This window comes from Phenylobacterium ferrooxidans (assembly GCF_042714595.1).
Classification (GTDB): Bacteria; Pseudomonadota; Alphaproteobacteria; order Caulobacterales; family Caulobacteraceae; genus Phenylobacterium; species Phenylobacterium ferrooxidans.
This window is the reverse complement of sequence record NZ_JAOTJD010000046.1, coordinates 17366-40276: the sequence shown is the minus strand read 5'-3', so window position 1 is coordinate 40276 and position 22911 is coordinate 17366. Positions and strand designations below refer to the sequence as shown.

The following is a 22911-nucleotide window of genomic DNA, read 5'->3' as shown; positions in this document are numbered from 1 at the left end:
CAAGACCAAAATCAAGCGGGCCGGATGGGATGACGCCTTCCTCTTCTCAATGCTCGGTCATATGCGATAGCCCTGCCATGAAGGGGAGGGAAGAGTCCGCCTACTTCGGCGGGCAGCCCTTGAACTGGCCGGTCTTGGTGACCGTCAGTTGTGCCAGGTTCAACGGCCGCAAAGGCTTCATCGAGCCGGCGCCGGCCCCGGTATAGAGGTCGATGCGCTGGCCCTTGATCGCGCCGCCCACGTCGGAGGCGTACCAGTAGCCGTCATGGGCCGAGCCGTCGGGCATGGAGAGCCCCACAGTTTCCTTGATGAATAGGATGGTCCGGCGTGGGATCAGGCTCTTGTCGATGGCGGCCGTGCGCATCGCCACGACCTTGCAGCCCAGGGAGTCCAGCGCGCCCACGCCCTTGGCGCCGGCATGATAGAGGGTCGCCTTGAGGCGATAGTCGGCCGAGCCGGGCACGGCGCCGGTCAAGGCGTTCATCAGGAGATCCCCGATGGGATCGGAAGGAGCGGCGTGCGCTCCACCTCCGAAAGCCAGAAGGGGAAGGGCGGCCAGGGCGGCGAAGCGGCGTCCCATGTGGGGATCCTACGTCGTTGATCTGTCAGCGGGGGTCTGAGTACCGGGACTCCGGCGTCAGGGCAACCCCGGGAATAGCCTGGCCGGAGATCCCCTGTAGACAGCATCGATTGCGCCTGTGGACTCTTGGTCTATCAAGCTTTCTCAAACAACGGGGCACAGCGCATGCGCATCTTTGGCGACTCGATCTCGGGCAACTGCCTGAAGGTGAAGTGGACCGCCGATCATCTCGGGCTTTCCTATGAGTGGATCGAGACTGATGTCTTGAAGGCGGCCACCCGGACCCCGGAATTCCTGGCGTTGAACCCGGCCGGCCAGGTTCCGGCCGTGATTCTGGACGACGGGCGGCCGTTGGCGCAGTCCAACGCCATCATCCTGCACCTGGCCGAGGGCTCGGCCCTCATCCCCGCCGACCCCTATGACCGCGCCCGCATGCTGGAGTGGATGTTCTGGGAGCAGTACAGCCACGAGCCCTATGTCGCCGTCGCCCGCTTCCAGGTGCGCTTCCAGGGCAAGGCGGTGTCGGACCTGGAGCCGCGCATCGTGGAGCGCGGCAAGGCGGCCCTGCAGCGGCTTGAGGGCGGCCTTGCGGCCTCACCCTTCCTGGTGGGCGGGGCGGTCAGTCTCGCCGACGTCGCCCTGGTGGCCTACACCCGCGAGGCCGGCGACGGCGGCTTCCGCCTGGCCGACTATCCGAGGGTGCTGGCCTGGATCGCCCGGGTGGAGAACGCCTTGGCTATCATCTAGGGCGGCTTGCGACGTTCCGGTGAATTCGCCGTGGCTCGGGCTTCACGCCCTTGCCTTCGACGGCGCCGGCCTTCAAATCGGAGGCATGAAACGCCTCGCCCTGCATCTCGCCGCCGTCTTGATCGCCGCCGCGCCAGCCCCGGCCCTCGCCTGGAGCAACACCGGCCACCGGATGATCGGACAGGAAGCCGCGCGTGCTCTGCCGCCGACCCTGCCGGCTTTCCTGCGCAGCCCCGCCGCCATCCAGGCGATCGGCGAATTGTCGCGGGAGCCGGACCGCATCAAGGGCTCGGGCAAGGTGCACGGCAGCAATCTCGATCCGGCGCATTTCGTGGATTATGAGGAGGACGGTCGCATCCTCGGCGGCCCGCGCCTGGACGCCCTGCCGCCGACTCGCGCGGCCTACGAAACCGCTTTGCGCGCCGCCGGCCAGGATAGCTGGAAGGCCGGCTACCTGCCCTATGCGATCATCGAGAAGTACCAGCAGCTCGTCACCGACATGGGCTATTGGCGCATGGGCATGGCCGCTGAAGGCCGCGAGAAGAACAAGGCGCGCCGCGCCTGGCTGCACTCAGACCGCCTGCGCCGCGAACAGCTGATGCTGGTGACCATCGGCTACCTCGCCCACTATGTCGGCGACGGATCGCAGCCCCTGCATGTCAGCGGCCACTACAACGGCTGGGGCGATTACCCCAACCCTAACGGCTACACGACAGCGAAAATTCACGCGCCCTTCGAGGACGTCTTCGCCACCCAGTACGTGACCCCGACCATGGTGCGCGCCAACCTGCTGCCACCCCAGACCGCCGACGGACCCATCGAGGCGCGGGTCTCCGCCTATCTGCTGATCGCCGGTCGCCAGGTGGTCCCTCTCTATGAACTGGAGAAGGCGGGAGGCTTCAGCCCAGCCAATCCGAAGGGCGTGGCCTTCGCCACCGAGCGGCTGGCGGCCGGGGCCTCTGAACTGCGTGACCTGATCACCGAGGCCTGGGCGGAGAGCCTCACCGTGAAGCTGGGTTGGCCGGCGGTGTCCGTCGCCGACTCCGTCAGCGGTAAGGTCGATCCGTACGACTCGCTGTTCAGTGGGCGCTAGGCGGCTTCTCGAACCGGCCCGCATTGCGCGGGGCGGCCTGAACCGGTAGTCGGACGCCCAAGTTCGCGACCGCGCAGGAGCGCCCATGCCCCAAGCCCACACCCTCGACGTGAAGTCCCTCGCCGAGCTGGTCCGCGCCCAGGCGGCCGGCGAAGTGGCCATGCTCAAGTCCGAGCACGGGATCCAGCCGGGCCTGGCGGTGGTGCTGGTGGGCGAGGATCCGGCCAGCCAGGTCTATGTCAGGTCCAAGGGCGAGCACTCCCTGGCCGCCGGCATGCATTCAGAGACCCACCGCCTGCCGGCCGACACCACCCAGGACCAGCTGATGGCCCTGGTGGAGCAGCTCAACGACGATCCGAAAATCCACGGCATCCTGGTCCAGATGCCCCTGCCCAAGCATCTCGACGAGAAAATGGTGCTCGCGGCCATGGACCCCAACAAGGACGTGGACGGCCTGACCGTGGTCAATGCCGGTCTGCTGGCCAGCGGCATGCCGGCCCTGATCCCCTGCACGCCGCTGGGCTGCATGCTGGTCCTGCGCCAGACCCTTGGCGACCTGGCCGGCAAGCGCGCCGTGGTGGTGGGCCGCTCGGTGCTGGTGGGCCGCCCCATCGCCCAGTTGCTGCTGCAGGCCGACTGCACGGTGACCATCGCCCACTCGCGCACCGTGGACCTACCCGCCGTCTGCCGAGATGCCGACATCCTCGTCGCCGCCGTGGGCAGGCCTCAGATGATCAAGGGCGACTGGATCAAGCCCGGCGCCACCGTGATCGACGTCGGCATTAACCGGGTGCCGTTCCGCGATCCCGTGAAGGCCGCCGAGGGCAGAACCAAGCTGGTGGGCGACGTGGCCTTCAAGGAGGCGGAGAAGGTCGCGGCCAACATCACGCCGGTCCCCGGGGGCATCGGCCTGATGACCGTGGCCTGCCTGCTCGCCAACACCGTCACCGCCGCCAAGCGGATCCACGGGCTAGAGGGTTAGGCGACCCAGGCCGCCAGCGGCTCAGCTCGCCGCCTTCCCCAACGACGAGGTCCATTCCACCAGGTCGCGGAGCACGCCGCTGACCCCCACGGTGAAGGCGCGCACGATGTCGGCCTGGCGGTCCCCGTCGGCCGCGACCGTCTGGGAAAAGGTGCGCTCGGCCGCCACGCTGCGGTCGGCGGACCGGGTCAGCACCGCATGCACATTGACCACCACGGAAGGGCGGCCCTTCGGCGTGGCGTAGTTGACCTGGAAGTCGCGCACGTCGAGCTTCAGGACATAGTCGGACTGGCCGATCTCCCCGCGGCTGATCAACCGGGCGGACCGGCCATCCTGGTCGAAGGCCCGGCTCACCGCCTCGTCGAATAGCACCGAGGCGGGCGAGACCCAGCGGGCCTCGGCTATATAGGCCACGTCGCTGCCGGCGGTGACCGTCATGATCCGGTCGCCGGCGGCCGCCTTGTTGAACTCGTTGGAGAGTTTCAGCACCCCGAACTTCTCGCCGCTCGCCCGCGGCGGCGAGGCGGCCTCGGCCGGCATGAGATAGTCGAAGCGGTAGAGGTTGGCCGGCTTACTCTTGGGGAAGAGCGAAATGCAGCCGGAGAGGGCCACGGCGGTCAGGGCCACGGCCGAGAGCCGGATCAGGCGCTGCAGACGGGTCATGGCTTCACCTCGATTTCCTTGGCGGGCGGCTTGCCGACAGCGCCGCGGGGGTTGGTCTGGAGTTCGTTGGCCAGGCGCTCGAGCGCCTCAGCGGTCTGTTGCAGCTGCACCGTCGCCGCCGTGATCTGCGGCAGGCCCGTGGTGGCGAAGTCGCTGGTCGGACCTTCCAGCTTGCTCATGATCTGGCGCAGGTCCTTGGCTGCGGCCTTGGTCTCCTCAGCGGCGTCGGCGACATTCCGCATGGTGCGCTTGCCATCGCCGTCCACCAGCGCCTGGCCCGACCGCCCGAGTTCGGCGAAGGACTGGGCCGCGGCGTCGATGCTCTGCAGGGCCTTCTGGGCGTCGGCGATCACCGCCTTGCGCTCCCGCAGCTCGGCGGTGACCGCCTGGGCGTCGTTCAGCGCGGCGGAGAAGGTCTTCACATTCTGGTCCGACAGCACCTTGTTGACCCGGTCCAGGGCCTCGACGGTGCGGCTCAGCACCGTGCCGCCGCCGGCCAGCAGGTCCGATAACGTGCTGCGTTGGCTGCGGATCACCGGCACCTTGCCGTCCGGCGTCACCGAACGCAGCAGGGGCTTGGACTGAACGCCAGCGCTGATCTGCACATAGTTCACGCCCGTGATGCCCTGGGGCTCCAGGGTGGCCACGGAGTCCACGCGGATCGGCACGTCGGAGGTGACGCGGGCGCGGGCCACCACGTTCTTGGGGTTGTCGCGGGCCAGCTCGATCTTGGTGACTTCGCCCACCTTGATGCCGTTGAACCGCACCTCGCCGCCCTGGGTCAGGCCGTTGATGGGCCCCTGGAAGACGATGTCATAGAGCTGGTAATCGCGGCTGAACTGGACCTTCGCCAGCCACACGCCGAAGATCACCAGACCCAGGAACAGGATCAGGGTCGAAAGGCCCACCAGGGCGTAGTTGGCGTCTTTTTCCATCAGACCATTGTCTCGGCTTTTGTCGCTGAACGCACCGCGGCCCGGCCGCGCGGCCCCAGGAAATACTCACGAATCCACGGGTGCTTCGACTTTTCCAGCGTGCGCACGGGGGCGTTGGCCACCACCTTCTTGTCGGCCACCACCGCCACCCGGTCAGTGATGGCGTAGAGGGTGTCGAGGTCGTGGGTGATCATGAAGACGGTCAGGTCCAGGCTGTCGGAGAGGTCCTTGATCAGCTCGTCGAAGGCCGCGGCGCCGATGGGGTCGAGGCCGGCGGTCGGCTCGTCGAGGAACAGCAGTTCGGGGTCGAGGGCGAGGGCGCGCGCCAGGCCCGCGCGCTTGCGCATGCCCCCCGACAGCTCCGAGGGTTTCAAGTGGGCGGCGTTGGCGGGCAGGCCCACCAGGGCGATTTTCAGCTCCGCCAGCTCCATCACCACCCGCTTGGGTATGTTGGTATGCTCGTACATGGGAGCCGCGACATTCTCGCGGACCGTCAGGTTGGAGAACAGGGCGCCCTGCTGAAACAGCACCCCCCAATGGCGCTCGATGGCCGACCACTTGCGGCGCGAGGCGCGCTGAATGTCCTGGCCGAACACCTGCACCGTGCCGCCGTCGGGGGTCTTCAGGCCAATGATGGTGTTGAGCAGCACCGACTTGCCGCTGCCCGATCCGCCCACGACGCCCTGGACCTCGCCGCGCTTGACCACCAGGTCCAGGCCATCGTGGATGACCTTCTCGCCGAACCGGGAGACCAGGCCCTTCACCGTGATGGCGGGGCCGGTGGTCGGCAGTTCGTCCTCGGTCAGTTCGACGTCGTCCGGCGTCTCCAGGCTCACAGGTCGAGCTCCATGTAGATCAGGGCGAAGATCGCATCGATCAGGATGATGGCGAAGATCGCGTGCACGACCGCGGCCGTCACGCGGCGGCCGAGGGATTCCACGTCGCCGCCGACCTCCAGGCCCTGACGGCAGCCGATCCCGGCCACCACCGCGGCCATGACCGGGGCCTTGGAGAGCGCGATCCAGAAATGGGTCGCCCCCACATTGTCGACGATCCGTTGGAGGAAGAAGGAGGGCCCCAGGTTGAGCACCGACCAGGTGATCATCAGGCCCCCCGCCAGGCCCGCCAGGGTGGCCACGAAGGTCAGCAGGGGGATGGTCAACAGCAGGGCCACGAAGCGCGGCAGGACCAGGGCCTCGAAGGGATCGACCCCCATCACCTTCATGGCGTCGATCTCCTGGCTCATCTTCATCGAGCCAAGCTCGGCGGCGAAGGACGAGGCCGAGCGACCGGCCAGCAGGATGGCGGTGATCAGGATATTGAACTCCCGGGTCACGGCGATGCCGATCAGCTCGACGGCGAACACCTCGGCCCCGAATTGCCGCAGCATGTTGGCGCCCAGCAGACCCACCACCGCGCCGATGAAGAACGAGGTGGTGACCACGATCGGGATGGCGTCCAGCCCCGCGCGCTCGGCCAGGGACACGCAGGCGGCCCAGCGGATGCGCTTGGGATTGATGATTGTCTGGAACAGCACCACCAGCAGGTGGCCGGCGAACACCAGGGTGTCGAAGATCTCCCTGGCGAGGTCGACCACACCCTTGCCGATGCGGATGGTGAGCTCGTGGAATCCGCGCGGCTTGGGCTTGGGCGCGGGTTTTGGCAGGGCGGCCTGGCTCACCAGTTCGATAAGCCGCAGCGTCTCGGGCCGGGCTTTCACTCGAGCGGCGTCGTACTTGTCGCCGGAGGCCTGGATGACGGCGTAGGCGCCGGCGGTGTCCATGCGGCCGACCTTTGTGAGGTCGAGCTCGACTGCGCTGCGGCCGGCCAGTTCGTCGCGCAGGCCACTGGCCGCGGGCCCGATCTGGGCCGCTGTCCAGTCGCCGGTCAGCTCGATGACGCCTTGTTGGTGGGCGTCTCTGACGGTGAAATCGGCCGGTCGTTCCATAGGCGGGTGGTCTATGCCTTTCTGGAGGGCCGCTTGCGAATTGAGTCGAGGGTCGAAAGGCCGAGCCTAGCAGAGCCCACCCCACTCGCCGAACGCCTTATGGCGCCGGTTGTTCCGTCAATATGAACAGGATCTCGGGCGCGCTCGCGGTCTGGTGATCACCTATTGTCGCTACAGCCTATCTTTCGCCCAATTCGGTCGGGTATCAGGGGGCCATGTTCAGTCGTCCAGCTGCCGGGAGCCTTCCCTTGACCCGCCAGATCGATTTCGCCGGCAAGTCCGGGTCGGTTTATCGCTACTCCGCTCTTGAAGAAGAGCGGACCCTTCCGCCGGTCGGCGCCAACTATGTCATCGCTCAGGTGACGCCCAAGGGCGCCAGCATCCTGTTTGCGGGGGAGACCGAGTGCCTGTCGGCCCGCGACTGGCAGGCCGCCCTGGACGAGGCCCATGCCCGCTACGGGGAGACCGAGGTGCTGACCCGGCTGAACGTGCGCAGCGCGGTCCGCAAGGCCGAGCGCGAGGACCTCATCGAGGAACACTGCCCGCCGATGAACGCAGGCTAGCGCGAGCCACCCCCGCCCGCCATCATGGCCCCATGGCCTGGGCGATCGTGATCTTCGGGGCGGCGGTCTGGCCGGACGGCGACCCCAGCCCCGCCCTGCGCCGGCGTGTCGCCTACGGCCGGCGGGCGGCGGAGGAGCACCCTGACGCCGTGGTCTTCTGTTCCGGCGGCGTGGGGCGTCATGGGCCGTCCGAAGCCTCCCTGATGGCCCGTCTGCTGATCGAGGCTGGATTGGACCCCGCGCGCATCGCCCTCGACGAGCATAGCCGCGACACCATGGAGAACGTCGCGGCCGCCGCGGCCTTTATCCGCGCCGAGGGTCTGGAAGGCGCGGTGATCTGTAGTGACGGCTATCACCTGCCGAGGTGCCGCATGTTGTTCCGCGCCGCGGGCCTGGCCAGCCGGGCCGGGCCGGTCACGAAGGGTTATGCCGGAACCCGGTCGCACTGGCTGCGGATGGTGGGCCGCGAAGTGCTCGCCTATCCCTACGATCTGGCCCTGGCCTTGGTGGCGCGTCGCCGCTAGCGGGCGATGGCGGCGATGTCCTGCACGGCGCCGAAGGTCAGCTTCGGATTGTGGGCGATCAGGCTTTCCGGCGTGGAGTAGCCCCAGGTCACCGCGCCGAAGTCGATCCCGGCCTTGTCGGCGGCCCGCGCGTCGCGGTCCTCGTCGCCGATGCAGATGGTCTTGGCCTTGGTCATGGACAGCTTGCGCAACACCCGGCGGAACTTCCGCGCCTTGCCGAACAGCGAGGCCCCGCAATCGAAGTGCACAAACAGGCCTGCGAGTTCGGGGCCGAGACCGATCCGCACGCTGGCCTCGGTGTCGGAGCTCACCAGAGCCAGGATCACCCCGTTGGCGTGCAACTCCCGCAGCATCTCGGGCACGCCCGGGAACAGGGGGATGCCGGAGGAGGCGTCCACCTTCATGGCCCGGAAGTCCTTGGCGATCCGCGCCAGCTTCCAGGTGGAGACGCCAAGGCTCTTCATGATCACACGCGCGCTCGCTCCGCGCAGCGATTCCCGCTCCTCGGCGTCGATGGCCCGGAAGTTATGTCGGGCCGCCATGTGATCGAGGACGCTGGTGAACCACGGATATGAGTCCGCGAGCGTGCCGTCGAAGTCGAAGATTGCGAGTCGATAAGCCACGAAGGTTTCGTAGCCCGTGGCGCGCGGCGCTGAAAGGGTTCTCGCCGGTGAAGCCTGCATCTGGCGCGTCCGCAGAGCGCCAGGGCCTCACTGTCGCCTGGACGTCGGCTTGCTGTCGGCGGAACGTCGGCCTGCTGTCGCCAGGTTGACGGGTCGCTGACGTGGCGGCGGAATGGCGCGTCGGTCCAGGTTTGGAGCGATCTCGAAGGAGGACGCACATGTTGATCCAGAAACTGCGGCTGCAACGGGGTTGGTCCCAGGAACAGCTGGCGGAAGTCTCCGGCCTCAGCGTGCGGACCGTTCAGCGGCTCGAGCGTGGCCAGCCCGGCAGCCTTGAGTCGATGAAGGCCCTGGCGGCCGTCTTCGAGATCGACCTCAACCGCCTCAAGGAGCCTGCCATGGACGCCCTGCAGTCTGACATCCGACCCGACGAAGCTATCGCCCTCGCCCACGTTCGAAAGGTGAAGGACTTCTATATTCACCTGACCCAGTACCTGATCGTGATCCCGATCCTCGCGGGCATCAATCTGGTGGGCTACCCGCAGTACCTATGGTTCGTCTGGCCTGCCCTCGGCTGGGGCCTGGGGGTCCTGGCCCATGGCGCCACGGTGTTCGGCGTGGTCCCGTTCCTCGATGGGGGCTGGGAGCGGCGTCAGGTCGAAAAGCACCTCGGCCGAAAGCTCTGACAGCTGCTGGCCGTTGGACCATGTGGGAGACCGGCCGGTCGCCGGCCTCCCATGAGGCCTAGAAGCGATAGGCGGCGGTGACGCGCACGCTGAAGAGCGCCCAGTCGCGTGACCATCTGCCGGGGTAGGACACGGCTGGGCGTGATAGCAGTCCATCCTCGCGCCACGACCCTGCCGCCTTGCAGAATCAACCGAGGGCACGTCGTGTTTCTGGTCGCCCACCTCTCGCCGCCGAGACGCCGCCATGACCCCGCAAGAATTCCTCTCCCAACTGACGCTGAACATCGAGCGGTTCGAGAAGGTCGCCGCCTTCCTCAGCGTCCCCGGCTACCTTTCCTGGCACGAGGGTTTCACCCTGCTGAGCCTCGCCGAGGTCTGGCCGGTCGAGGGCGACATCGTCGAGATCGGCAGCTTCAAGGGCAAGTCCACGTGCTTCCTGGCCCAGGGCGCGCTGCGGTCGGGCCGCGGCAAGGTCCACGCGGTCGATCACTTCCGGGGCTCGCCGGAACATCAGAAGGGCGGGCACGAGGAGACGGCCGAGATCGTCGAGTCAGGCTCCACCTACGAGCAGTTCCGCGCCAACCTCGCCGCCTTTGGCCTGAGCGAGGTGGTGGAGGCCATCGTATCCGGTTCGCAGGAGGCTGCGGCGGCCTGGTCCGGATCGGCCCGGATGGTCTTCATCGACGGCGATCACTCCTGCCAGGGGACGAAGGGCGACTTCGAGGCCTGGTTCCCGCACGTGACCGAGACCGGCCTGATCTGCTTCCACGACTATCAGAACAGCCACTACCTCGACGGCGTGACCAGGTTCATCGAGGAGGAGGTCAATGTTCACCCGAACATGCGCTTCCTCCACCGCGCCAACAGCCTGATGACCTACATGAAGGTGGCCTGAGCCCCATCGGACAGGTTGGATGATGGCGCCCCCCCGGTCAGCGTCTCAAGACGGACGGGAAGGAAGTGGTGGATGCGACAGGGATTGAACCTGTGACCCCCTCGGTGTGAACGAGGTGCTCTCCCGCTGAGCTACGCATCCTCCGGAAGGGACGGGCCTATAGCTCGCCGCTTCTCGCCGGGCAAGCGGTGAGAAGCCGCAGACACGCATCCGTCAACTGATCGTAGTGGTCGATGAGGATATCGGCGCCCAATTCCGCGACCGGGGTGTCGGTGTAGCCAAAGCTCACCAGCACAAGGGGAACCCCGGCTGCGCGGGCCGCGCCGGCGTCTGGGGCGGCGTCACCGACCATCACCGCGCGGTCGATCCGGCCGCCGGCCGCAGCCACGGCGGTGATCAAGTGGCTCGCGTCCGGCTTGGGCCTGGGGGCCAGGTCGGCGCCGATCACCGAGTCGAAGAATTGGCCCAGGTCCAGGCGTTCCAGGATCGGCAGGGACAGCGGCGTCGGCTTGTTGGTGCAGACCGAAAGTTTCGCGCCGGCCGCCTTCAGCTGCGTCAGGCACGCCACCAGGCCGGGAAAGGGCCGGGTCAGGTCGGCGCTGTGCTCGCCGTAGTGGGCCAGGAAGCGGTCGAAGAGCTCGGGCATCCGGTCGCTGGGCACGGGATGGCCCTGCGCTGCAAACCCGCGCTCCAGCAGAATTTTCGCGCCGTGGCCGATGAAGGGCCGGCCCTCGGCCAGGGGCAGGGGGGCGATCCCCTCCTGCGCCAGCAGGACGTTGAGGGTCCCGATCAGGTCGGGGGCGGAATCCACCAGGGTCCCATCCAGATCGAAGGCGATGGTGGCGCCGGCGAGGGGCGTAAGGTCGGGCACGGCGGCGGGCTCCATCGAAAGGGCTCGCCGTTTCGGCTAAACGCCGTGAGATTGCAATGTCCCCGCCGATTCCAGGATCTTCGCCCATGACCGCACGCGCCGCCGTTATCCTCGCCGCCGGCCAGGGCACGCGAATGAAGTCCCCGATTCCCAAGCTGCTGCACAAGGTGGGCGGCCGCACCCTGCTGGACCGGGTGATCGACACTGTCGAGCTGGCCGGCTGCGAGAGGATCGTGGTGGTGGTGGGCGACCACAGCCCCGGCGTCCGGGCCCTGGTGGTCAAGCGGCTGGGGGAGGGCGCGGTGGCCGTCCAGGACCCACCGCTGGGCACCGCCCACGCGGTTCTCGCCGCCAAGGACGCCCTGGCCGACTTCAATGGGAATGTTCTGGTGACCAATGGCGACTGCCCCCTGCTGCAGGCCGCCGACCTTGATCCGCTGTTCGCCTTGCGGGCGGCGGGTACGGACCTGGCCATCATGGGTTTCAAGCCGGTGGACGGCCTGCTCTATGGCCGCCTGATCATGGGCGCCGATGGGCACGTGATCCGCGTGGTGGAGCCCAAGGACGCCACCGCCGAGGAGCTGGCGGTGAAGGCCTGCAACGCCGGCATGTACTGCGCCGACCGCTCGGCCCTGTTCGGCTGGCTGGAGCGCGTCGACAACAACAACGCCAAGCAGGAGTACTACATCACCTCAATTGTCGGCCTGGCCACGGCGGAGGAGAAGCTGGTGCGGGTCAACTTCGCGCCCGAGAACGCCGTGATGGGCGCCGACACCCCGATGCAGCTCTCCCAGGCCGAGGCGATCTTCCAGGCCCGCGCCCGGGCCCACTTCCTCGCGCAAGGCGTGGCCATGGCGGCGCCTGAGACGGTCCACTTCAGCTGGGACACCCAGCTGGCTCCTGGGGTGCAGGTCGAGCAGTTCGTGGTCTTCGCGCCGGGGGTGACCGTGGAGACCGGGGCGGTGATCCGCGCCTTCAGCCACCTGGAGGGCGCGAAGGTGGGCGCCGGCGCCCTGATCGGTCCCTATGCCCGGCTGCGCCCCGGCGCCGACATCGGCGAAGAGGCCCACATCGGCAACTTCGTCGAGGTGAAGAAAGTCAAGGTGGGCGCGGGCGCCAAGGCCAACCACCTGTCCTATCTGGGCGACGGCACGGTGGGGGCCAAGGCCAACATCGGGGCGGGCACCATCTTCTGCAACTATGACGGCTTCGACAAATACGAGACCCACATCGGCGAGAACGCCTTCATAGGCTCCAACAGCGCTCTCGTCGCCCCGGTGACGGTGGGGGCCGGCGCCATGACCGGCTCTGGCTCGGTGGTCACCGCCGACGTGCCCGCCGACGGGCTCGCCCTGTCGCGGGCGCCGCAGCAGAACAAGGACGGCTGGGCGGCCCGCTTCCGAGCCATGAAGATCGCCCAGAAGGCGAAGAAATAGCGTCGCGGGGAGGCCAACCTTCGCCTATGTCAAAGCCATGAGCGCAGACGATCAGAAACGCGCCGCCGGCGAGGCCGCCGCGGCCCTTGTCGAAGGCGGCATGACCGTGGGCCTTGGCACCGGCTCCACCGCCGCCTGGTTCGTCAAGGCGCTGGCCGCCCGCAAGCTGGACATCGTGGCGGTCTCGACCTCGGTCGCCACCGCCGAACTGGCCGCCAGCCTGGGGATCCGCCTCAAGGAGCTGGGAGAGGCCAGGTCTATCGACCTGACCGTCGACGGCGCCGACGAGATCGGCCCTGCGCTCTCCCTGATCAAGGGCGGCGGCGCGGCTCTCCTGCGGGAGAAGCTGGTCTGGGAGGCGTCCCGGCGCTGCGTCGTCATCGCCGACGCCGCCAAGCGCGTGCCCATGCTGGGCAAGTTCCCCCTGCCCATCGAGGTGGTGGCCTTCGGGCACGAGACCACCGTGCTGCGCATCTGCGACGCGCTGACCGAATGCGACCTGGGAGTCGCCCCGCGCCTGCGGATGAAGGACGGCCAGCCGGTCCGCACCGACGGCGGCAACGTGATCTACGACGCCTCCTGCGGTCGCATCGAGGAGCCTGCCCTGCTGGCGGCGGCCCTGAAGAGCGTCACCGGGGTGGTGGACCACGGATTGTTCCTGGATCTCGCCGACCTTGCCCTGGTGGGGACGGACGGCGGCGTCGTCTCTGTCGAGCCTTAAGGCGCAGGTTCATTTGATCTGACGTGTTCCCGCCGGGTGGCCCGATCGCCATTTCAGGCGGCGACGCTTCAAAGGAGTTCTCTCTTGGCGACCTACGACTACGACCTCTTCGTCATCGGCGCCGGTTCGGGCGGCGTCCGCGCCGCGCGGCTGGCGGCCATGTCCGGCGCCAAGGTGGTGGTGGCGGAGGAGCACCGCGTGGGCGGCACCTGCGTGATCCGCGGCTGCGTGCCCAAGAAGTTCATGGTCTACGCCTCGGAATTCGCCAGCTACGCCAAGGTGGCCGAGGGCTACGGCTGGTCCCCCAGCCAGTCGACCTTCGACTGGCCCGCCTTCCTTGAGGCCAAGGACCGTGAGATCGCCCGGCTGTCGGGGATCTATGTCACCAACCTCAGCAACGCCGGCGCCGAGATCGTCCATGCCCGCGCCGTGCTGAAGGACCCCCATACGGTCGAGGTGGTCGGCAAGGGAACGGTGAGCGCCGACAAGATCCTGGTGGCCACTGGCGGCCGGCCTTGGAGCCCCGAAGATCTGCCCGGCGTCGAGCACACCATCACCTCCGAAGAGGCCTTCCACCTGCCGCAACTGCCCAGGTCGATCATGATCGTCGGCGGCGGCTACATCGCCGTGGAGTTCGCCGGCATCTTCGCGGGCCTGGGGGTGGACACCACGCTGGTCTATCGCGGCGCCAACATCCTGCGCGGCTTCGACGACGACGTGCGCAGCCATCTCACCGAGGAACTGAAGAAGCGCGGCATCAAGATCATCCTCGGCTGCCAGCACACCAGCATCGAGAAGACGCAGGCCGGTCTGGTCAGTCACATGTCCAGCGGCCTGGACGTCGTCACAGACCAGATCATGCTCGCCACCGGCCGCAAGCCCCACACCAAGGGCCTGGGCCTGGAGGCCGCGGGTGTGAAGCTGGCCGAGAGCGGCGCGGTGATGGTGGACAAGTTCTCAAAGACCAATGTCGACAACATCTGGGCCGTCGGCGACGTCACCGACCGCATCAACCTGACCCCGGTGGCGATCCGCGAAGGCGCGGCCTTCTCCCAGACCGAGTTCTACAACAATCCCACCACCTTCGATCACGACATGGTGGCCTCGGCGGTGTTCTCGCAGCCGCCGGTGGGCTCGGTGGGTCAGTCGGAGGCGGAGGCCCGGCACGAACACGGCAAGGTCGATATCTACCTGTCCCGCTTCCGGCCCATGAAGACCACCTTCTACGGCGGCGACGACCGCTGCCTGATCAAGCTGGTGGTGGCCGCCGAGAGCCAGAAGATCGTCGGCTGTCATGTCGTGGGGCCTGATGCTCCGGAGATCATCCAGATGGCCGCCATCGCCCTGAAGATGGGCGTGACCAAGGCCCAGTGGGATTCCACCTGCGCCGTGCACCCGACCCTGGCCGAAGAGCTGGTGACCATGCGCGACAAGTATGTGCCGCCTGGCCTGAGCGCCGCGTGAGCCAGGCCGCCCAGCCCGGACCCAAGCTCGCCGCCTGGTGCGGCTGGGTGGTGGCGGGCGGTCTCGCCCTGACACCCATCGTCGGGTGGCTGGCGCCGCTCGCCTTCGCGCCCCTGCTGACCTTGATGGGCCTGCTGACCCTACCGGCCCTGCGGATCGAGGAAGAGGACCGGCCCGTCGGCATCGCGGTGGTCACCCTGGTGCTGTGGGCGGCGGGCTCCTCAGCCTGGAGTCCCTTCACCGCCAAGGACCTGGGGGAGTCGACGGCCGCCAAGCTGATCGCCGAGACCGTGCTCTTCTTCGCCGCGATCTGCGCCGCGCGCGCCGCGTCCCCCCGGTCGCGGATCGTGGCGTTGCGGATCCTGGCCTGGGGCACGGCTCTGCTGGGCGTGGTGATGCTGATCGAGGGCCTCACCGGCGCGGCCCTCTACCGCGCGGTGCGCGAGGCCATCAACGACCCTATCCGCCCCGACCTTGGGGTCAAGAACGCCGCCCAGGGCCTGTTTGTCCTGGCCATGCTGGCGCCGGCCGCCGCCCTGGCCGCGGTGCGGGTGGCCAGGGCTCCCTGGCTGATCGCCCTGATGGCGCTGGGCCTGGTCGTGCCGTCGGTGACGTTCGGATACGACGCGCCCTTGATCGCCCTGACCGCCTGCGTGCTCGCGGGCCTGGCCGTCGCCGCCTGGCCGAGGTGGGCGCCGCGCGGCCTGGGCGCCCTTGCTGCGGCCTTCTTCCTGACCGCGCCGGCCATCGTCTGGATCGTGCGGCGCTCGGGCTGGTACACAGTGCTGGAAGGCGACGTGCCGGTCTCCTGGGCCCAGCGCATGGGGTATTGGCGCCACGCCGCCGACTGGATCACCGACCACCCCCTGCGGGGCTGGGGCCTCGACGCCAGCCGAATGTTCAACCCGGGGATCAAGCTCCACCCGCACGACGCGCCCCTGCAGATCTGGCTGGAGCTGGGGCTGATCGGCGCCATGGCCGCCGCCGTCTTCTGGGCCGCCCTGCTGGCGGGAATGAGCCGCGGCGCCCGGGACGCCGCACTGGCGATCTCGGCGGCGACGGGCGCGGCCTACCTGACCTTCGGCGCCTTTTCCTTTGGGGTCTGGCAGGAGTGGTGGCTGGCGCTCGGGGCCTTGGCGGCCCTGTCCTGCGCCGCCCTTCAGCGCCAGGTCGCCGTAACCCAGGCGCCTGTGGCCGCGCGGCCATCGACGGCGGCCGTGTTCTCGGAGTAAGAACGCCGGCCCGCAAGACCAGGCGGGGACGGAGTTGTTGAGATGACCGAACATTGGACGCCGGCCTCCTGGAGAGCCAAGCCCGCCAAGCACCTGCCCACCGACTATCCGGATGCGGCCGCCCTGGCCGGTGTGGAGCAGACCCTGCGCGGCATGCCCCCCCTGGTGTTCGCTGGTGAAGCGCGTCGCCTGAAGACCCTGCTGGGCGAGGTGGCCGACGGCCGGGCCTTTCTGCTGCAGGGCGGCGACTGCGCCGAGAGCTTCAAGGAGTTCCACGCCGACAACATCCGCGACACCTTCCGCCTGATCCTGCAGATGGCCGTCGTGCTGACCTTCGCCGGCGGCAAGCCGGTGGTGAAGGTTGGGCGCATGGCGGGCCAGTTCGCCAAGCCGCGCTCCTCGCCCGTGGAGACCATCGACGGCGTCGAGCTGCCCTCCTATCGCGGCGACATCATCAATGGCATGGACTTCGACGCCGCCTCGCGCGTGCCGGACCCGCAGCGCCTGCTGCAGGCCTATTCCCAGTCGGCCTCGACCCTGAACCTGCTGCGGGCCTTCGCCGGCGGCGGCTATGCCGACCTCTACAACATCCACCGCTGGACCCTGGGCTTCGTCAACGACAGCCCGCAGGGCGCGCGCTACGCCGAATTGTCGGAGAAGATCAGCGAGGCCCTGACCTTCATGGCGGCCATCGGGGTCACGCCCGAGAGCCAGCCCGACCTGCATCGCGTGGAGTTCTTCACCGCCCACGAGGCTCTGCTGCTGGGCTTCGAGGAGGCCATGACCCGGGTCGATAGCACCTCGGGCGAATGGTACGACACCTCGGCCCACCTGCTCTGGATCGGCGAGCGCACCCGCCAGCTGGACGGCGCCCACGTCGAGTACTTCCGCGGCATCAAGAACCCCATCGGCGTGAAGGTCGGCCCGACTCTGGAGCCGGACGAGTTGCTGCGCCTTATCGACGTGCTGAACCCGAAGAACGAAGCCGGCCGGCTGACCCTCTATGGACGTTTCGGCTCCGACAAGATTGAGGCGCGCTTGCCGCGCCTGATGGAGGCCACCAAGCGTTCCGGCCGCAGCGTCGTCTGGGCCATCGACCCCATGCACGGCAACACGCTGACCGCCAACAACGGCTACAAGACCCGTCCCTTCGACCGCATCCTGTCGGAAGTGAAGAGCTTTGTGGAGATCGCCAAGGCGCAGGGCGTCCATCCGGGCGGCGTGCACCTGGAGATGACCGGCCAGAACGTCACCGAATGCCTCGGCGGCGCCCGTGCCCTGAGCGAGGGCGACCTGGCCGACCGCTACCACACCCACTGTGATCCCCGGCTCAACGGCGAACAGGCTCTGGAGCTGGCCTTCCTGGTGGCCGAGAAGCTCAAGGAAGACCGGGTGGACGCGGCCCTGCGCGCCGCAGTCTAGCCTGCGGCCTGGTTTTCGCTGACGCCCAGCTTTCGCAGGGCGTCAGCCGCATGGCGCGCGGCGGGGCCGGGGGGCGCGGTTTCGCCATTGGCCATGGCCAGGAGCGCGGCCAGCTTCTTCCCCTTGTCGGTCATGCCGCCGGCCAGGTCGGCGATCACCCCGCCCTCCAGGTTGATGGCGCCTGCGGTCTGTCCGATGCCGTCCAGCAGGTCCTGGGTTCCGACGACCCCGGCGCCGGCCCGCGCCAACCGGCGATAGGCCCGCGCCAGCACCTGCAGGGCGCCCACCGCTCCGCCGGCCGCGTTCAGCAGGTCTGGCTTGAACTGCGGCGTGAGCACAGCGGCCTCGACGAAGCGCACGGCGCGGCGACGGTTGGCGTCACCGGTGACGCTCTCAAGCACCGTCAGCAGGGCGTCCAGCCCCCCCACCAGCCCGTTCTGCTCGTGCAGCAGGGTGTTGACGAAATTCGGCTCAACCAGGCGTTCGGAGCGCTGCAGGATCGCCTCGGCGACGTCCTCGGCCGGCAGCAGGGGGCCGCTGGCGGCGGTCAGGGCCACGGCGAGGCCGCGCACCGCGGCGATCTCGCCCAGGGCGCTGCCGGGATGCAGGCGGCGCTTGGTGTCCAGGTCGGCCAGGACGCGCCGGCTGAGCGCCAGCCGCAGGCCGCTGAAGTCGTCATTCTCCAGATGCCGCGCCAGCCGGGCGCCGGGGGCCGGCAGCGGCGCCACCAGCTGCTGGAGGGTGGGGTGGACGGCGATAATGGCGTCGATGGTCCCGCCATGCGCCAGGCGCACCAGGCCGAGCAGGAAGCACCCCAGCTCCAGGTCAGCGCCGATCAGTTGGGCCAGGCCGGACTCCGAACCGCAGAGGTCCTCCAAGGCCGGCTCGAGGACGGCCAGAGCCAAGGCGCGCGCCGGACCATCGGCCGGGGCGGCGACCACAAGGTCCAGCAGCCGCTGCACCTTGCCGTCCCAGGTCTCGGCGGCGGCCATGTAGGCGACGACCCCGGCGGCCAGGCGATAGCCGAACTCGGGCTCGGCTGAAGCGCAAGCGTCGGCGAAGCTGCCGAGGTCCACCTTGGCCAGCAACCCTTGCTTCTCCTCGCGCAGCATGCGGCCGATGGCCTGGTCCGCCACTGCGTGCAGGCCACGTATCACCTCGTGGACGCTGGCGCTCCGAGCCAAGGCCAGGGGCACGGCGATCTTCTGGAAGGCGTGCTGCAGGTCGCGGCTGGAGGCCTCGAGCTTGCGGATGAGGTCGGGGCGATGCAGCAGCTCGAAGGGCGTGGCCTGGTTGGCGGCCAGCCAGGTCTCGAGGACGCGGCCAAGCTGCTCGCGCGCCGCTGGCTCATAGAGATCGGCGGCGGTGGCGCAGAGAGGTTCGAGGTTTCGCCTGGGGGAGGGCGTTTTGGAAGTCACGGGTGTCCTGGGCGAGTCGACTTTCGACGACCAACCCTCCTTGTTGCGCCTTGGGGGTGACCGGAGCTTGGGCCTAAAAGTCCGCAGGAAGTCTAAAGACCGCGCGTCTGCGTCACTTTGCGCACCCGCTTCGCCTAGCGGGCGGCAGCCTCCCTGATGTGCCATTGTTGTCACCGGGGCTGAAGAATCCGGCCCCTCCGCCGAAGCTTCGCTTGCGAGGCGCGGAGGGCGGCGGCAGGTTCCGGCCCTCTTTGAAAACTGGTGATCCCCATGGCCGAGCCTTCGGCCCCCGCGAACTCCCCGCCGGGAGGGCGCGCACATGTCGTCCGCACCGAAACCGCCGAGCTGCTGCAGCTGTCCTGGCCGGTGGTGTTGTCGCGCCTGGGGATCATGGGGATGGGCCTCTCCGACGCCATCGTCGTAGGGCGCTATTCGGCGACCGAGCTCGGCTATCACGCCATGGCCTGGGCCCCCACCAGCGTCATCGTCACCATGACGGTGGGCCTGCTGAGCGGCATCCAGGTGATGACCGCCCGGGCGAACGGGCAGGGCCGGCCGGAGATCACCGGGGCGGTCCTGCGCCGGGGTCTGAGCTACAGCCTGTGGATCGGCATGATCTCGACGGTGATCCTGATCTCCGGCGGTCCTGGCTTCCTGCACATCCTGGGTCTGGAGAAGGACCTTGCGGACGGGGCTTCGCCGCCGCTGATCATCTTCGCGCTCTCCATGCCAGGCTACGCCATCAGCGTCGCCGCCAGTTTCTGGCTGGAGGGGCAGGGGCGGCCCAAGCCGGCGGCGGCCCTGATGTGGGTGGCCAATGCGGTGAACCTGGCCATGGACCTCGTGCTGGTCCCGGGAACCTTCGGCCTGCAGCCCCTGGGCGCCGTCGGCGGCGCCTGGGCCACCACGGGCGCGCGCACCTTCCTGGCGGTCGCCCTGCTGATCTACATCGCCCGCATGCCCCAGGCCCGCGCCCTGGGGGTCTTCACCAAGCCCGAGCGCAATCTGGCGGCCGAGGTCGAACAGCGGCGCATTGGCTACGGCGCCGGCGCGTCCAACTTCTTCGAGGTGGCCTCCTTCGCCGGCATGAACGTCATCGCCGGCTGGATCGGCGGCCTGGCGGTGGCGGCTTGGGCGATCACGCTAAATGTCGTGGCGATCGTCTTCATGGTGCCGCTCGGTCTGTCGACGGCCGCGGCGGTGCTGGTGGGCCGGGCCTATGGCGCGCGCGACACCGCGGCCGTCAACCGCGCGGGCCTCATCGCCTTCGCCGTCACCGCCGTGTTCGGCCTGCTGGTCAGCCTGGTCGTCTGGCCGGGCGCGGAATTGATCTCGGCGGCCTACACCAAGGACCCGCTGACCCTCGCCATGGCCGCCCCGGCCGTCGCCCTGTCCTGCCTGTTCCTGATCCCCGACGCCGTCCAGGTGGTGGCCGCCCAGGCGCTCCGGGCCCGTGGCGAGGTCTGGATCCCCACCTTCACCCACCTGGCGAGTTACGTCCTGGTGATGGCCCCGCTCGCCTGGTGGCTGGCCATCCCCATGGGCATGGGGCTGAACGGCATCGTCTGGGCGGTGATCGCGGCCAGCTTCCTGTCGGCCGCCCTCCTGCTGGCCCGCTTCCAGTGGCTGAGCGCCCGGGGCCGCTAGGCAACGAAGTTTTCACCGCGTGGCGGTAGATCGGAGGCATGCCGCACGCGCCCCGTTCCCCGACCGTCGCCAAAGGCCTGCTGCTGGTGGCGTTTCTGGTCTGCGCCATTGGGATGGTGGGGCCGTTCCAGGGGATCGAGCACGCCTTTGTGCCCTGGGACAAGGCCGCCCACTTCATGGCCTTCTATGGCCTGACCCTGCTGCTGTTCACCGCCTTTCCGCGACGCCGCAGGCTGGACCTGACGGTCCTGGCCATCTTCGCGGGCGCGGCCACCGAGGTGGCGCAGATCCTCGCCGGGCGTGATGGTGAGCTCGGGGACCTCTGCGCCGACGCCCTGGGCGCCCTGGCGGTCCTGGCCCCTGTGTGGCTGGAGCACCTTCGCTTCCCGCGCCGGGAGCGCCGGGCCTCCGGCCTGGGTCAGATCGAAATCCTCCAGCCTGAGCGCGAAACCGCCTAGGCTTCGACCCCCAGGATCCAGCCTTCTTCGGTCTCGGCGTCCGCCACCACAGCCGGATCGGCGGTCTTGGAGGGCCCGAAGACAGCTCCCAGCTTGCCCGCTTCATCCAGCTTGGCGAAGTGCTCGGCGGTCACCCGCACCTGGGCCTGGTCCTTGACCTCGCCGGGCAAGGGCTGGGCCTTGTAGAGGCTGGGATAGACCTCGGTGACCACGACATCGACGCCGTCCAGGTCGGCCTCGGTGAGCGCCTTGAACCCGGTCTCGAAGGGATAGGCCTTCAAGGCGTCGCCTCGGGCCAGCTTCAGGCGGCGGACCGCCGGAATACCCAGGATCGCCTGACCCCCGACCGAGCCGTTGTAATAGAGCTTCCAGATCGAGGCTGCGCCCTTGGCCGCCAGGTCCGCGTGCCGGAATTCCGGCAGATCGCCGGCCTCATGGGCCCGCGTCCGCTTGGGCTGCAGGGTGGTCAGGGCGTCCTTGGGCGGGCAGCCCCAGAAGGGGAAGGGGCCGCCGGTCATGCGCCGGTTGATTTCGGAGCCCACGCCGAAGCGGTTGTTGGTGTTGTCGGCCTTGTCCTTGACCATCTTGTCGAGCTGGTCCCAAGCCGCACGCCACGGGTGCTCGCCGGCCAGATTCAGGGCCTTGGCGAAGCCGCGCGGGAAGCCCAGCGGGAAGTCGAAGCCCACCAGGGCGCGTTCCGAGCGCTTCTTGAAGTCGTCCAGAATGCTGGTCAGGAGCTTCTCGGCCTCGGCCCGGGTCGCCGGGTTATGGCTCTCGAAGGTCAGGCGGAAGCGGACGTCGCGCTTGGCGACGCCGATCCAGACGGAATCGGCTCCCGTGGACGGCTTGGCCGCCGCGCTCCAGTCGACGATCACATAGGCGCTGAACAGGCGAGACAAGGGGTGAGCTCCGGGGGAGGAAGGACGGGAGGCTTGTAGACCTTCCCCATCCCCCGGCCAACGCCGGAGGCGTTCACATCCCAGTTTCGATCGGCCCGGTGGCGTCCCGCGCCCGCAGCCTGTAAGCGCAGTCGAGCTTTCGGAGTGAGTCATGGCGGAAATCTTGCGGGGCGGGGTGATCGGGGCCGGGGTGTTCGGCGGCTATCATTCGCGTCAGTACGCTAACCAGCCGGGCGCGCGCCTGGCCGCCGTCTATGATCCCCACCATCTCGCCCGCGCCCAGGAGATCGCCCAGAGCCACGGCGGCCAGGGTTACGACGACCTGGAGGCCTTCCTGGCGGCGGTGGATGTCGTCACGGTGGCCTCGCCCGGCAGCCACCATGCGCAGGGGGCTCTCGCGGCCCTGGCGGCCGGCAAGCCGGTCTATGTGGAAAAGCCGCTGGCGGTCAGCCTCGAGGACGCCGATCGCATCATCAGCGAGGCGGCTCGGCGCAAGCTGGTGCTGGCCTGTGGACATCAGGAGCGGGTGGTGTTCCAGGCCATCGGCCTGTTCGACGTGCCGGAGGAACCCCTGCGCCTGGAGGCCGTCCGCCACGGCCCGCCCTCGGAACGGAGCCTGGACGTCTCGGTGGTGCTGGACCTGATGGTCCATGACCTGGACCTGGCCTTGGCCCTGTCCGCCGGCCAACCCCTGGCCGTCGAAGCCACCGGCGTCCAAGACTTCAGCGGCGGCTGGGACCAGGCCCGGGCGGAGGTCAATTTCGACAACGGCTTCCTGGCCGTCTTCGACGCCTCGCGCATGGCGCCGGCCCGCAAGCGCACCATGAAGGTGGTCTACCCCTCCGGCGAGCTGGAGATCGACTTCCTGACCCGGGAGTTCCGCAACACCACCGGTTTCCCGCTCAATCCCGACTTCGCCGATACGCCGGGCGCCAAGGACCCCCTGGGCGCCAGCGTCGCCGGGTTCCTCGCCGCCGTGCGAGGCGAATCCCCGCGACCCGTCGTGACCGGGGAGGAAGCCGCCCGCGCCCTCGATCTGGCCCTGGCGGTCGAACAGGCGTTGGAGGACGCGGGGTAAGGAGGGTAGCCTGTCGTCATATCCCT

Annotated in this window: 24 protein-coding genes and 1 tRNA gene; 15 read left to right on the top strand and 10 right to left on the bottom strand. The window is 68.6% G+C overall.

The genetic code is table 11. The annotated features are described in order from the left end of the window. Window positions 1-100: 100 nt before the first annotated feature. Window positions 101-484: a 3D domain-containing protein gene (locus OCL97_RS19415; RefSeq protein ID WP_370690209.1), complete on the bottom strand. Its 384-nt coding sequence runs from the start codon at window positions 482-484 to the stop codon at window positions 101-103. A 261-nt stretch (window positions 485-745) separates the two neighbouring features. On the opposite strand from OCL97_RS19415, the gene OCL97_RS19410 reads away from it, so the two are divergent. The 3 genes from OCL97_RS19410 (at window position 746) to folD (ending at window position 3402) form a co-directional block, all read left to right on the top strand. After that, entirely contained in the window at window positions 746-1327 is a 582-nt protein-coding gene (locus OCL97_RS19410; RefSeq protein ID WP_377371408.1) for a glutathione S-transferase family protein, read from the top strand. An 85-nt stretch (window positions 1328-1412) separates the two neighbouring features. Beyond that, the gene (locus OCL97_RS19405; protein ID WP_377371407.1) at window positions 1413-2420 is read left to right on the top strand and encodes a phospholipase C/P1 nuclease family protein; all 1008 of its coding nucleotides are present in this window, start codon (window positions 1413-1415) and stop codon (window positions 2418-2420) included. 85 nt (window positions 2421-2505) lie between these two features. After that, window positions 2506-3402, top strand: a complete 897-nt coding sequence (gene folD, locus OCL97_RS19400) for a bifunctional methylenetetrahydrofolate dehydrogenase/methenyltetrahydrofolate cyclohydrolase FolD (protein WP_377371406.1) — start codon at window positions 2506-2508, stop codon at window positions 3400-3402. 21 nt (window positions 3403-3423) lie between these two features. Here folD and OCL97_RS19395 read toward each other — a convergent pair whose 3' ends face one another. The 4 genes from OCL97_RS19395 to OCL97_RS19380 are packed head-to-tail and all read right to left on the bottom strand — an operon-like array spanning window position 3424 to window position 6948. Then, complete coding sequence (locus OCL97_RS19395; protein ID WP_377371405.1) at window positions 3424-4065, bottom strand: ABC-type transport auxiliary lipoprotein family protein; 642 nt, start codon at window positions 4063-4065, stop codon at window positions 3424-3426. Beyond that, window positions 4062-5000 carry an MlaD family protein gene (locus OCL97_RS19390; RefSeq protein WP_304779311.1) on the bottom strand — a complete coding sequence of 313 codons (939 nt, stop codon included), beginning with the start codon at window positions 4998-5000 and terminating at the stop codon, window positions 4062-4064. Before OCL97_RS19390 ends, OCL97_RS19395 begins: the two co-directional genes overlap by 4 nt. Beyond that, window positions 5000-5830: an ABC transporter ATP-binding protein gene (locus OCL97_RS19385; protein WP_370690211.1), complete on the bottom strand. Its 831-nt coding sequence runs from the start codon at window positions 5828-5830 to the stop codon at window positions 5000-5002. The genes OCL97_RS19390 and OCL97_RS19385 overlap by 1 nt, the downstream gene beginning before the upstream one ends. Before the next feature lie 2 nt (window positions 5831-5832). After that, the gene (locus tag OCL97_RS19380; RefSeq protein WP_377371404.1) at window positions 5833-6948 is read right to left on the bottom strand and encodes an ABC transporter permease; all 1116 of its coding nucleotides are present in this window, start codon (window positions 6946-6948) and stop codon (window positions 5833-5835) included. Between the two features lie 248 nt (window positions 6949-7196). Between OCL97_RS19380 and OCL97_RS19375 the strand changes: the two genes are divergently transcribed. Then, window positions 7197-7511: a hypothetical protein gene (locus tag OCL97_RS19375; RefSeq protein WP_304779317.1), complete on the top strand. Its 315-nt coding sequence runs from the start codon at window positions 7197-7199 to the stop codon at window positions 7509-7511. Between the two features lie 32 nt (window positions 7512-7543). Continuing rightward, a complete protein-coding gene (locus tag OCL97_RS19370; RefSeq protein ID WP_377371403.1) occupies window positions 7544-8035 on the top strand; it encodes a YdcF family protein in 492 nt (163 codons plus the stop codon). On the opposite strand, the gene OCL97_RS19365 is transcribed toward OCL97_RS19370, so the two are convergent. After that, window positions 8032-8658, bottom strand: coding sequence for an HAD hydrolase-like protein (locus tag OCL97_RS19365; RefSeq protein ID WP_304779322.1), 627 nt, complete (start codon window positions 8656-8658; stop codon window positions 8032-8034). The two genes, OCL97_RS19370 and OCL97_RS19365, sit on opposite strands and share 4 nt — an antisense overlap. Window positions 8659-8876: 218 nt before the next feature. On the opposite strand from OCL97_RS19365, the gene OCL97_RS19360 reads away from it, so the two are divergent. Both OCL97_RS19360 and OCL97_RS19355 read left to right on the top strand, forming a co-directional pair. After that, complete coding sequence (locus OCL97_RS19360; RefSeq protein ID WP_377371402.1) at window positions 8877-9344, top strand: 2TM domain-containing protein; 468 nt, start codon at window positions 8877-8879, stop codon at window positions 9342-9344. Window positions 9345-9588: 244 nt separating this feature from the next. Then, complete coding sequence (locus tag OCL97_RS19355; RefSeq protein WP_377371401.1) at window positions 9589-10239, top strand: class I SAM-dependent methyltransferase; 651 nt, start codon at window positions 9589-9591, stop codon at window positions 10237-10239. Between the two features lie 66 nt (window positions 10240-10305). On the opposite strand, the gene OCL97_RS19350 is transcribed toward OCL97_RS19355, so the two are convergent. Further along, window positions 10306-10380: transfer RNA gene (locus OCL97_RS19350), tRNA-Val, on the bottom strand. A 16-nt stretch (window positions 10381-10396) separates the two neighbouring features. Next, on the bottom strand, window positions 10397-11110 hold the full coding sequence (gene gph, locus OCL97_RS19345; protein WP_377371400.1) for a phosphoglycolate phosphatase: 714 nt from the start codon (window positions 11108-11110) through the stop codon (window positions 10397-10399). A 56-nt stretch (window positions 11111-11166) separates the two neighbouring features. Between gph and glmU the strand changes: the two genes are divergently transcribed. From glmU to OCL97_RS19320, 5 genes are all read left to right on the top strand, one after another. Further along, a complete protein-coding gene (gene glmU / locus OCL97_RS19340) occupies window positions 11167-12546 on the top strand; it encodes a bifunctional UDP-N-acetylglucosamine diphosphorylase/glucosamine-1-phosphate N-acetyltransferase GlmU (RefSeq protein ID WP_377371399.1) in 1380 nt (459 codons plus the stop codon). A gap of 37 nt (window positions 12547-12583) precedes the next feature. Continuing rightward, window positions 12584-13267: a ribose-5-phosphate isomerase RpiA gene (rpiA, locus tag OCL97_RS19335; RefSeq protein WP_377371398.1), complete on the top strand. Its 684-nt coding sequence runs from the start codon at window positions 12584-12586 to the stop codon at window positions 13265-13267. 84 nt (window positions 13268-13351) lie between these two features. Further along, window positions 13352-14731, top strand: coding sequence for a glutathione-disulfide reductase (gene gor / locus OCL97_RS19330; protein WP_377371397.1), 1380 nt, complete (start codon window positions 13352-13354; stop codon window positions 14729-14731). After that, entirely contained in the window at window positions 14728-15963 is a 1236-nt protein-coding gene (locus OCL97_RS19325; protein ID WP_305339231.1) for an O-antigen ligase family protein, read from the top strand. The genes gor and OCL97_RS19325 overlap by 4 nt, the downstream gene beginning before the upstream one ends. 42 nt (window positions 15964-16005) lie before the next feature. Continuing rightward, a complete protein-coding gene (locus OCL97_RS19320; protein ID WP_305339232.1) occupies window positions 16006-17385 on the top strand; it encodes a class II 3-deoxy-7-phosphoheptulonate synthase in 1380 nt (459 codons plus the stop codon). Here OCL97_RS19320 and OCL97_RS19315 read toward each other — a convergent pair. Then, window positions 17382-18803 carry a hypothetical protein gene (locus OCL97_RS19315; RefSeq protein WP_377371396.1) on the bottom strand — a complete coding sequence of 474 codons (1422 nt, stop codon included), beginning with the start codon at window positions 18801-18803 and terminating at the stop codon, window positions 17382-17384. The genes OCL97_RS19320 and OCL97_RS19315 overlap by 4 nt on opposite strands. 270 nt (window positions 18804-19073) lie before the next feature. Here OCL97_RS19315 and OCL97_RS19310 point away from each other — a divergent pair, with 270 nt between their 5' ends. Both OCL97_RS19310 and OCL97_RS19305 read left to right on the top strand, forming a co-directional pair. Next, the gene (locus tag OCL97_RS19310; protein ID WP_377371395.1) at window positions 19074-20450 is read left to right on the top strand and encodes an MATE family efflux transporter; all 1377 of its coding nucleotides are present in this window, start codon (window positions 19074-19076) and stop codon (window positions 20448-20450) included. A 38-nt stretch (window positions 20451-20488) separates the two neighbouring features. Next, a complete protein-coding gene (locus OCL97_RS19305) occupies window positions 20489-20908 on the top strand; it encodes a VanZ family protein (RefSeq protein WP_377371394.1) in 420 nt (139 codons plus the stop codon). On the opposite strand, the gene OCL97_RS19300 is transcribed toward OCL97_RS19305, so the two are convergent. Continuing rightward, window positions 20905-21807, bottom strand: a complete 903-nt coding sequence (locus OCL97_RS19300; RefSeq protein ID WP_305338744.1) for a cobalamin biosynthesis protein CbiG — start codon at window positions 21805-21807, stop codon at window positions 20905-20907. The genes OCL97_RS19305 and OCL97_RS19300 overlap by 4 nt on opposite strands. Window positions 21808-21958: 151 nt before the next feature. On the opposite strand from OCL97_RS19300, the gene OCL97_RS19295 reads away from it, so the two are divergent. Then, window positions 21959-22885: a Gfo/Idh/MocA family protein gene (locus tag OCL97_RS19295; protein ID WP_377371393.1), complete on the top strand. Its 927-nt coding sequence runs from the start codon at window positions 21959-21961 to the stop codon at window positions 22883-22885. Window positions 22886-22911 lie beyond the last annotated feature (26 nt).

Excerpts from the sequence above, each read along its gene's own strand:
- OCL97_RS19415 (WP_370690209.1), bottom strand. The coding sequence starts at position 484 with ATGAACGCCTTGACCGGCGCCGTGCCCGGCTCGGCCGACTATCGCCTC.
- OCL97_RS19410 (WP_377371408.1), top strand. The coding sequence starts at position 746 with ATGCGCATCTTTGGCGACTCGATCTCGGGCAACTGCCTGAAGGTGAAG.
- OCL97_RS19405 (WP_377371407.1), top strand. The coding sequence starts at position 1,413 with ATGAAACGCCTCGCCCTGCATCTCGCCGCCGTCTTGATCGCCGCCGCG.
- folD (WP_377371406.1), top strand. The coding sequence starts at position 2,506 with ATGCCCCAAGCCCACACCCTCGACGTGAAGTCCCTCGCCGAGCTGGTC.
- OCL97_RS19395 (WP_377371405.1), bottom strand. The coding sequence starts at position 4,065 with ATGACCCGTCTGCAGCGCCTGATCCGGCTCTCGGCCGTGGCCCTGACC.
- OCL97_RS19390 (WP_304779311.1), bottom strand. The coding sequence starts at position 5,000 with ATGGAAAAAGACGCCAACTACGCCCTGGTGGGCCTTTCGACCCTGATC.
- OCL97_RS19380 (WP_377371404.1), bottom strand. The coding sequence starts at position 6,948 with ATGGAACGACCGGCCGATTTCACCGTCAGAGACGCCCACCAACAAGGC.
- OCL97_RS19370 (WP_377371403.1), top strand. The coding sequence starts at position 7,544 with ATGGCCTGGGCGATCGTGATCTTCGGGGCGGCGGTCTGGCCGGACGGC.
- OCL97_RS19360 (WP_377371402.1), top strand. The coding sequence starts at position 8,877 with ATGTTGATCCAGAAACTGCGGCTGCAACGGGGTTGGTCCCAGGAACAG.
- OCL97_RS19355 (WP_377371401.1), top strand. The coding sequence starts at position 9,589 with ATGACCCCGCAAGAATTCCTCTCCCAACTGACGCTGAACATCGAGCGG.
- glmU (WP_377371399.1), top strand. The coding sequence starts at position 11,167 with ATGTCCCCGCCGATTCCAGGATCTTCGCCCATGACCGCACGCGCCGCC.
- rpiA (WP_377371398.1), top strand. The coding sequence starts at position 12,584 with ATGAGCGCAGACGATCAGAAACGCGCCGCCGGCGAGGCCGCCGCGGCC.
- OCL97_RS19320 (WP_305339232.1), top strand. The coding sequence starts at position 16,006 with ATGACCGAACATTGGACGCCGGCCTCCTGGAGAGCCAAGCCCGCCAAG.
- OCL97_RS19310 (WP_377371395.1), top strand. The coding sequence starts at position 19,074 with ATGGCCGAGCCTTCGGCCCCCGCGAACTCCCCGCCGGGAGGGCGCGCA.
- OCL97_RS19305 (WP_377371394.1), top strand. The coding sequence starts at position 20,489 with ATGCCGCACGCGCCCCGTTCCCCGACCGTCGCCAAAGGCCTGCTGCTG.
- OCL97_RS19295 (WP_377371393.1), top strand. The coding sequence starts at position 21,959 with ATGGCGGAAATCTTGCGGGGCGGGGTGATCGGGGCCGGGGTGTTCGGC.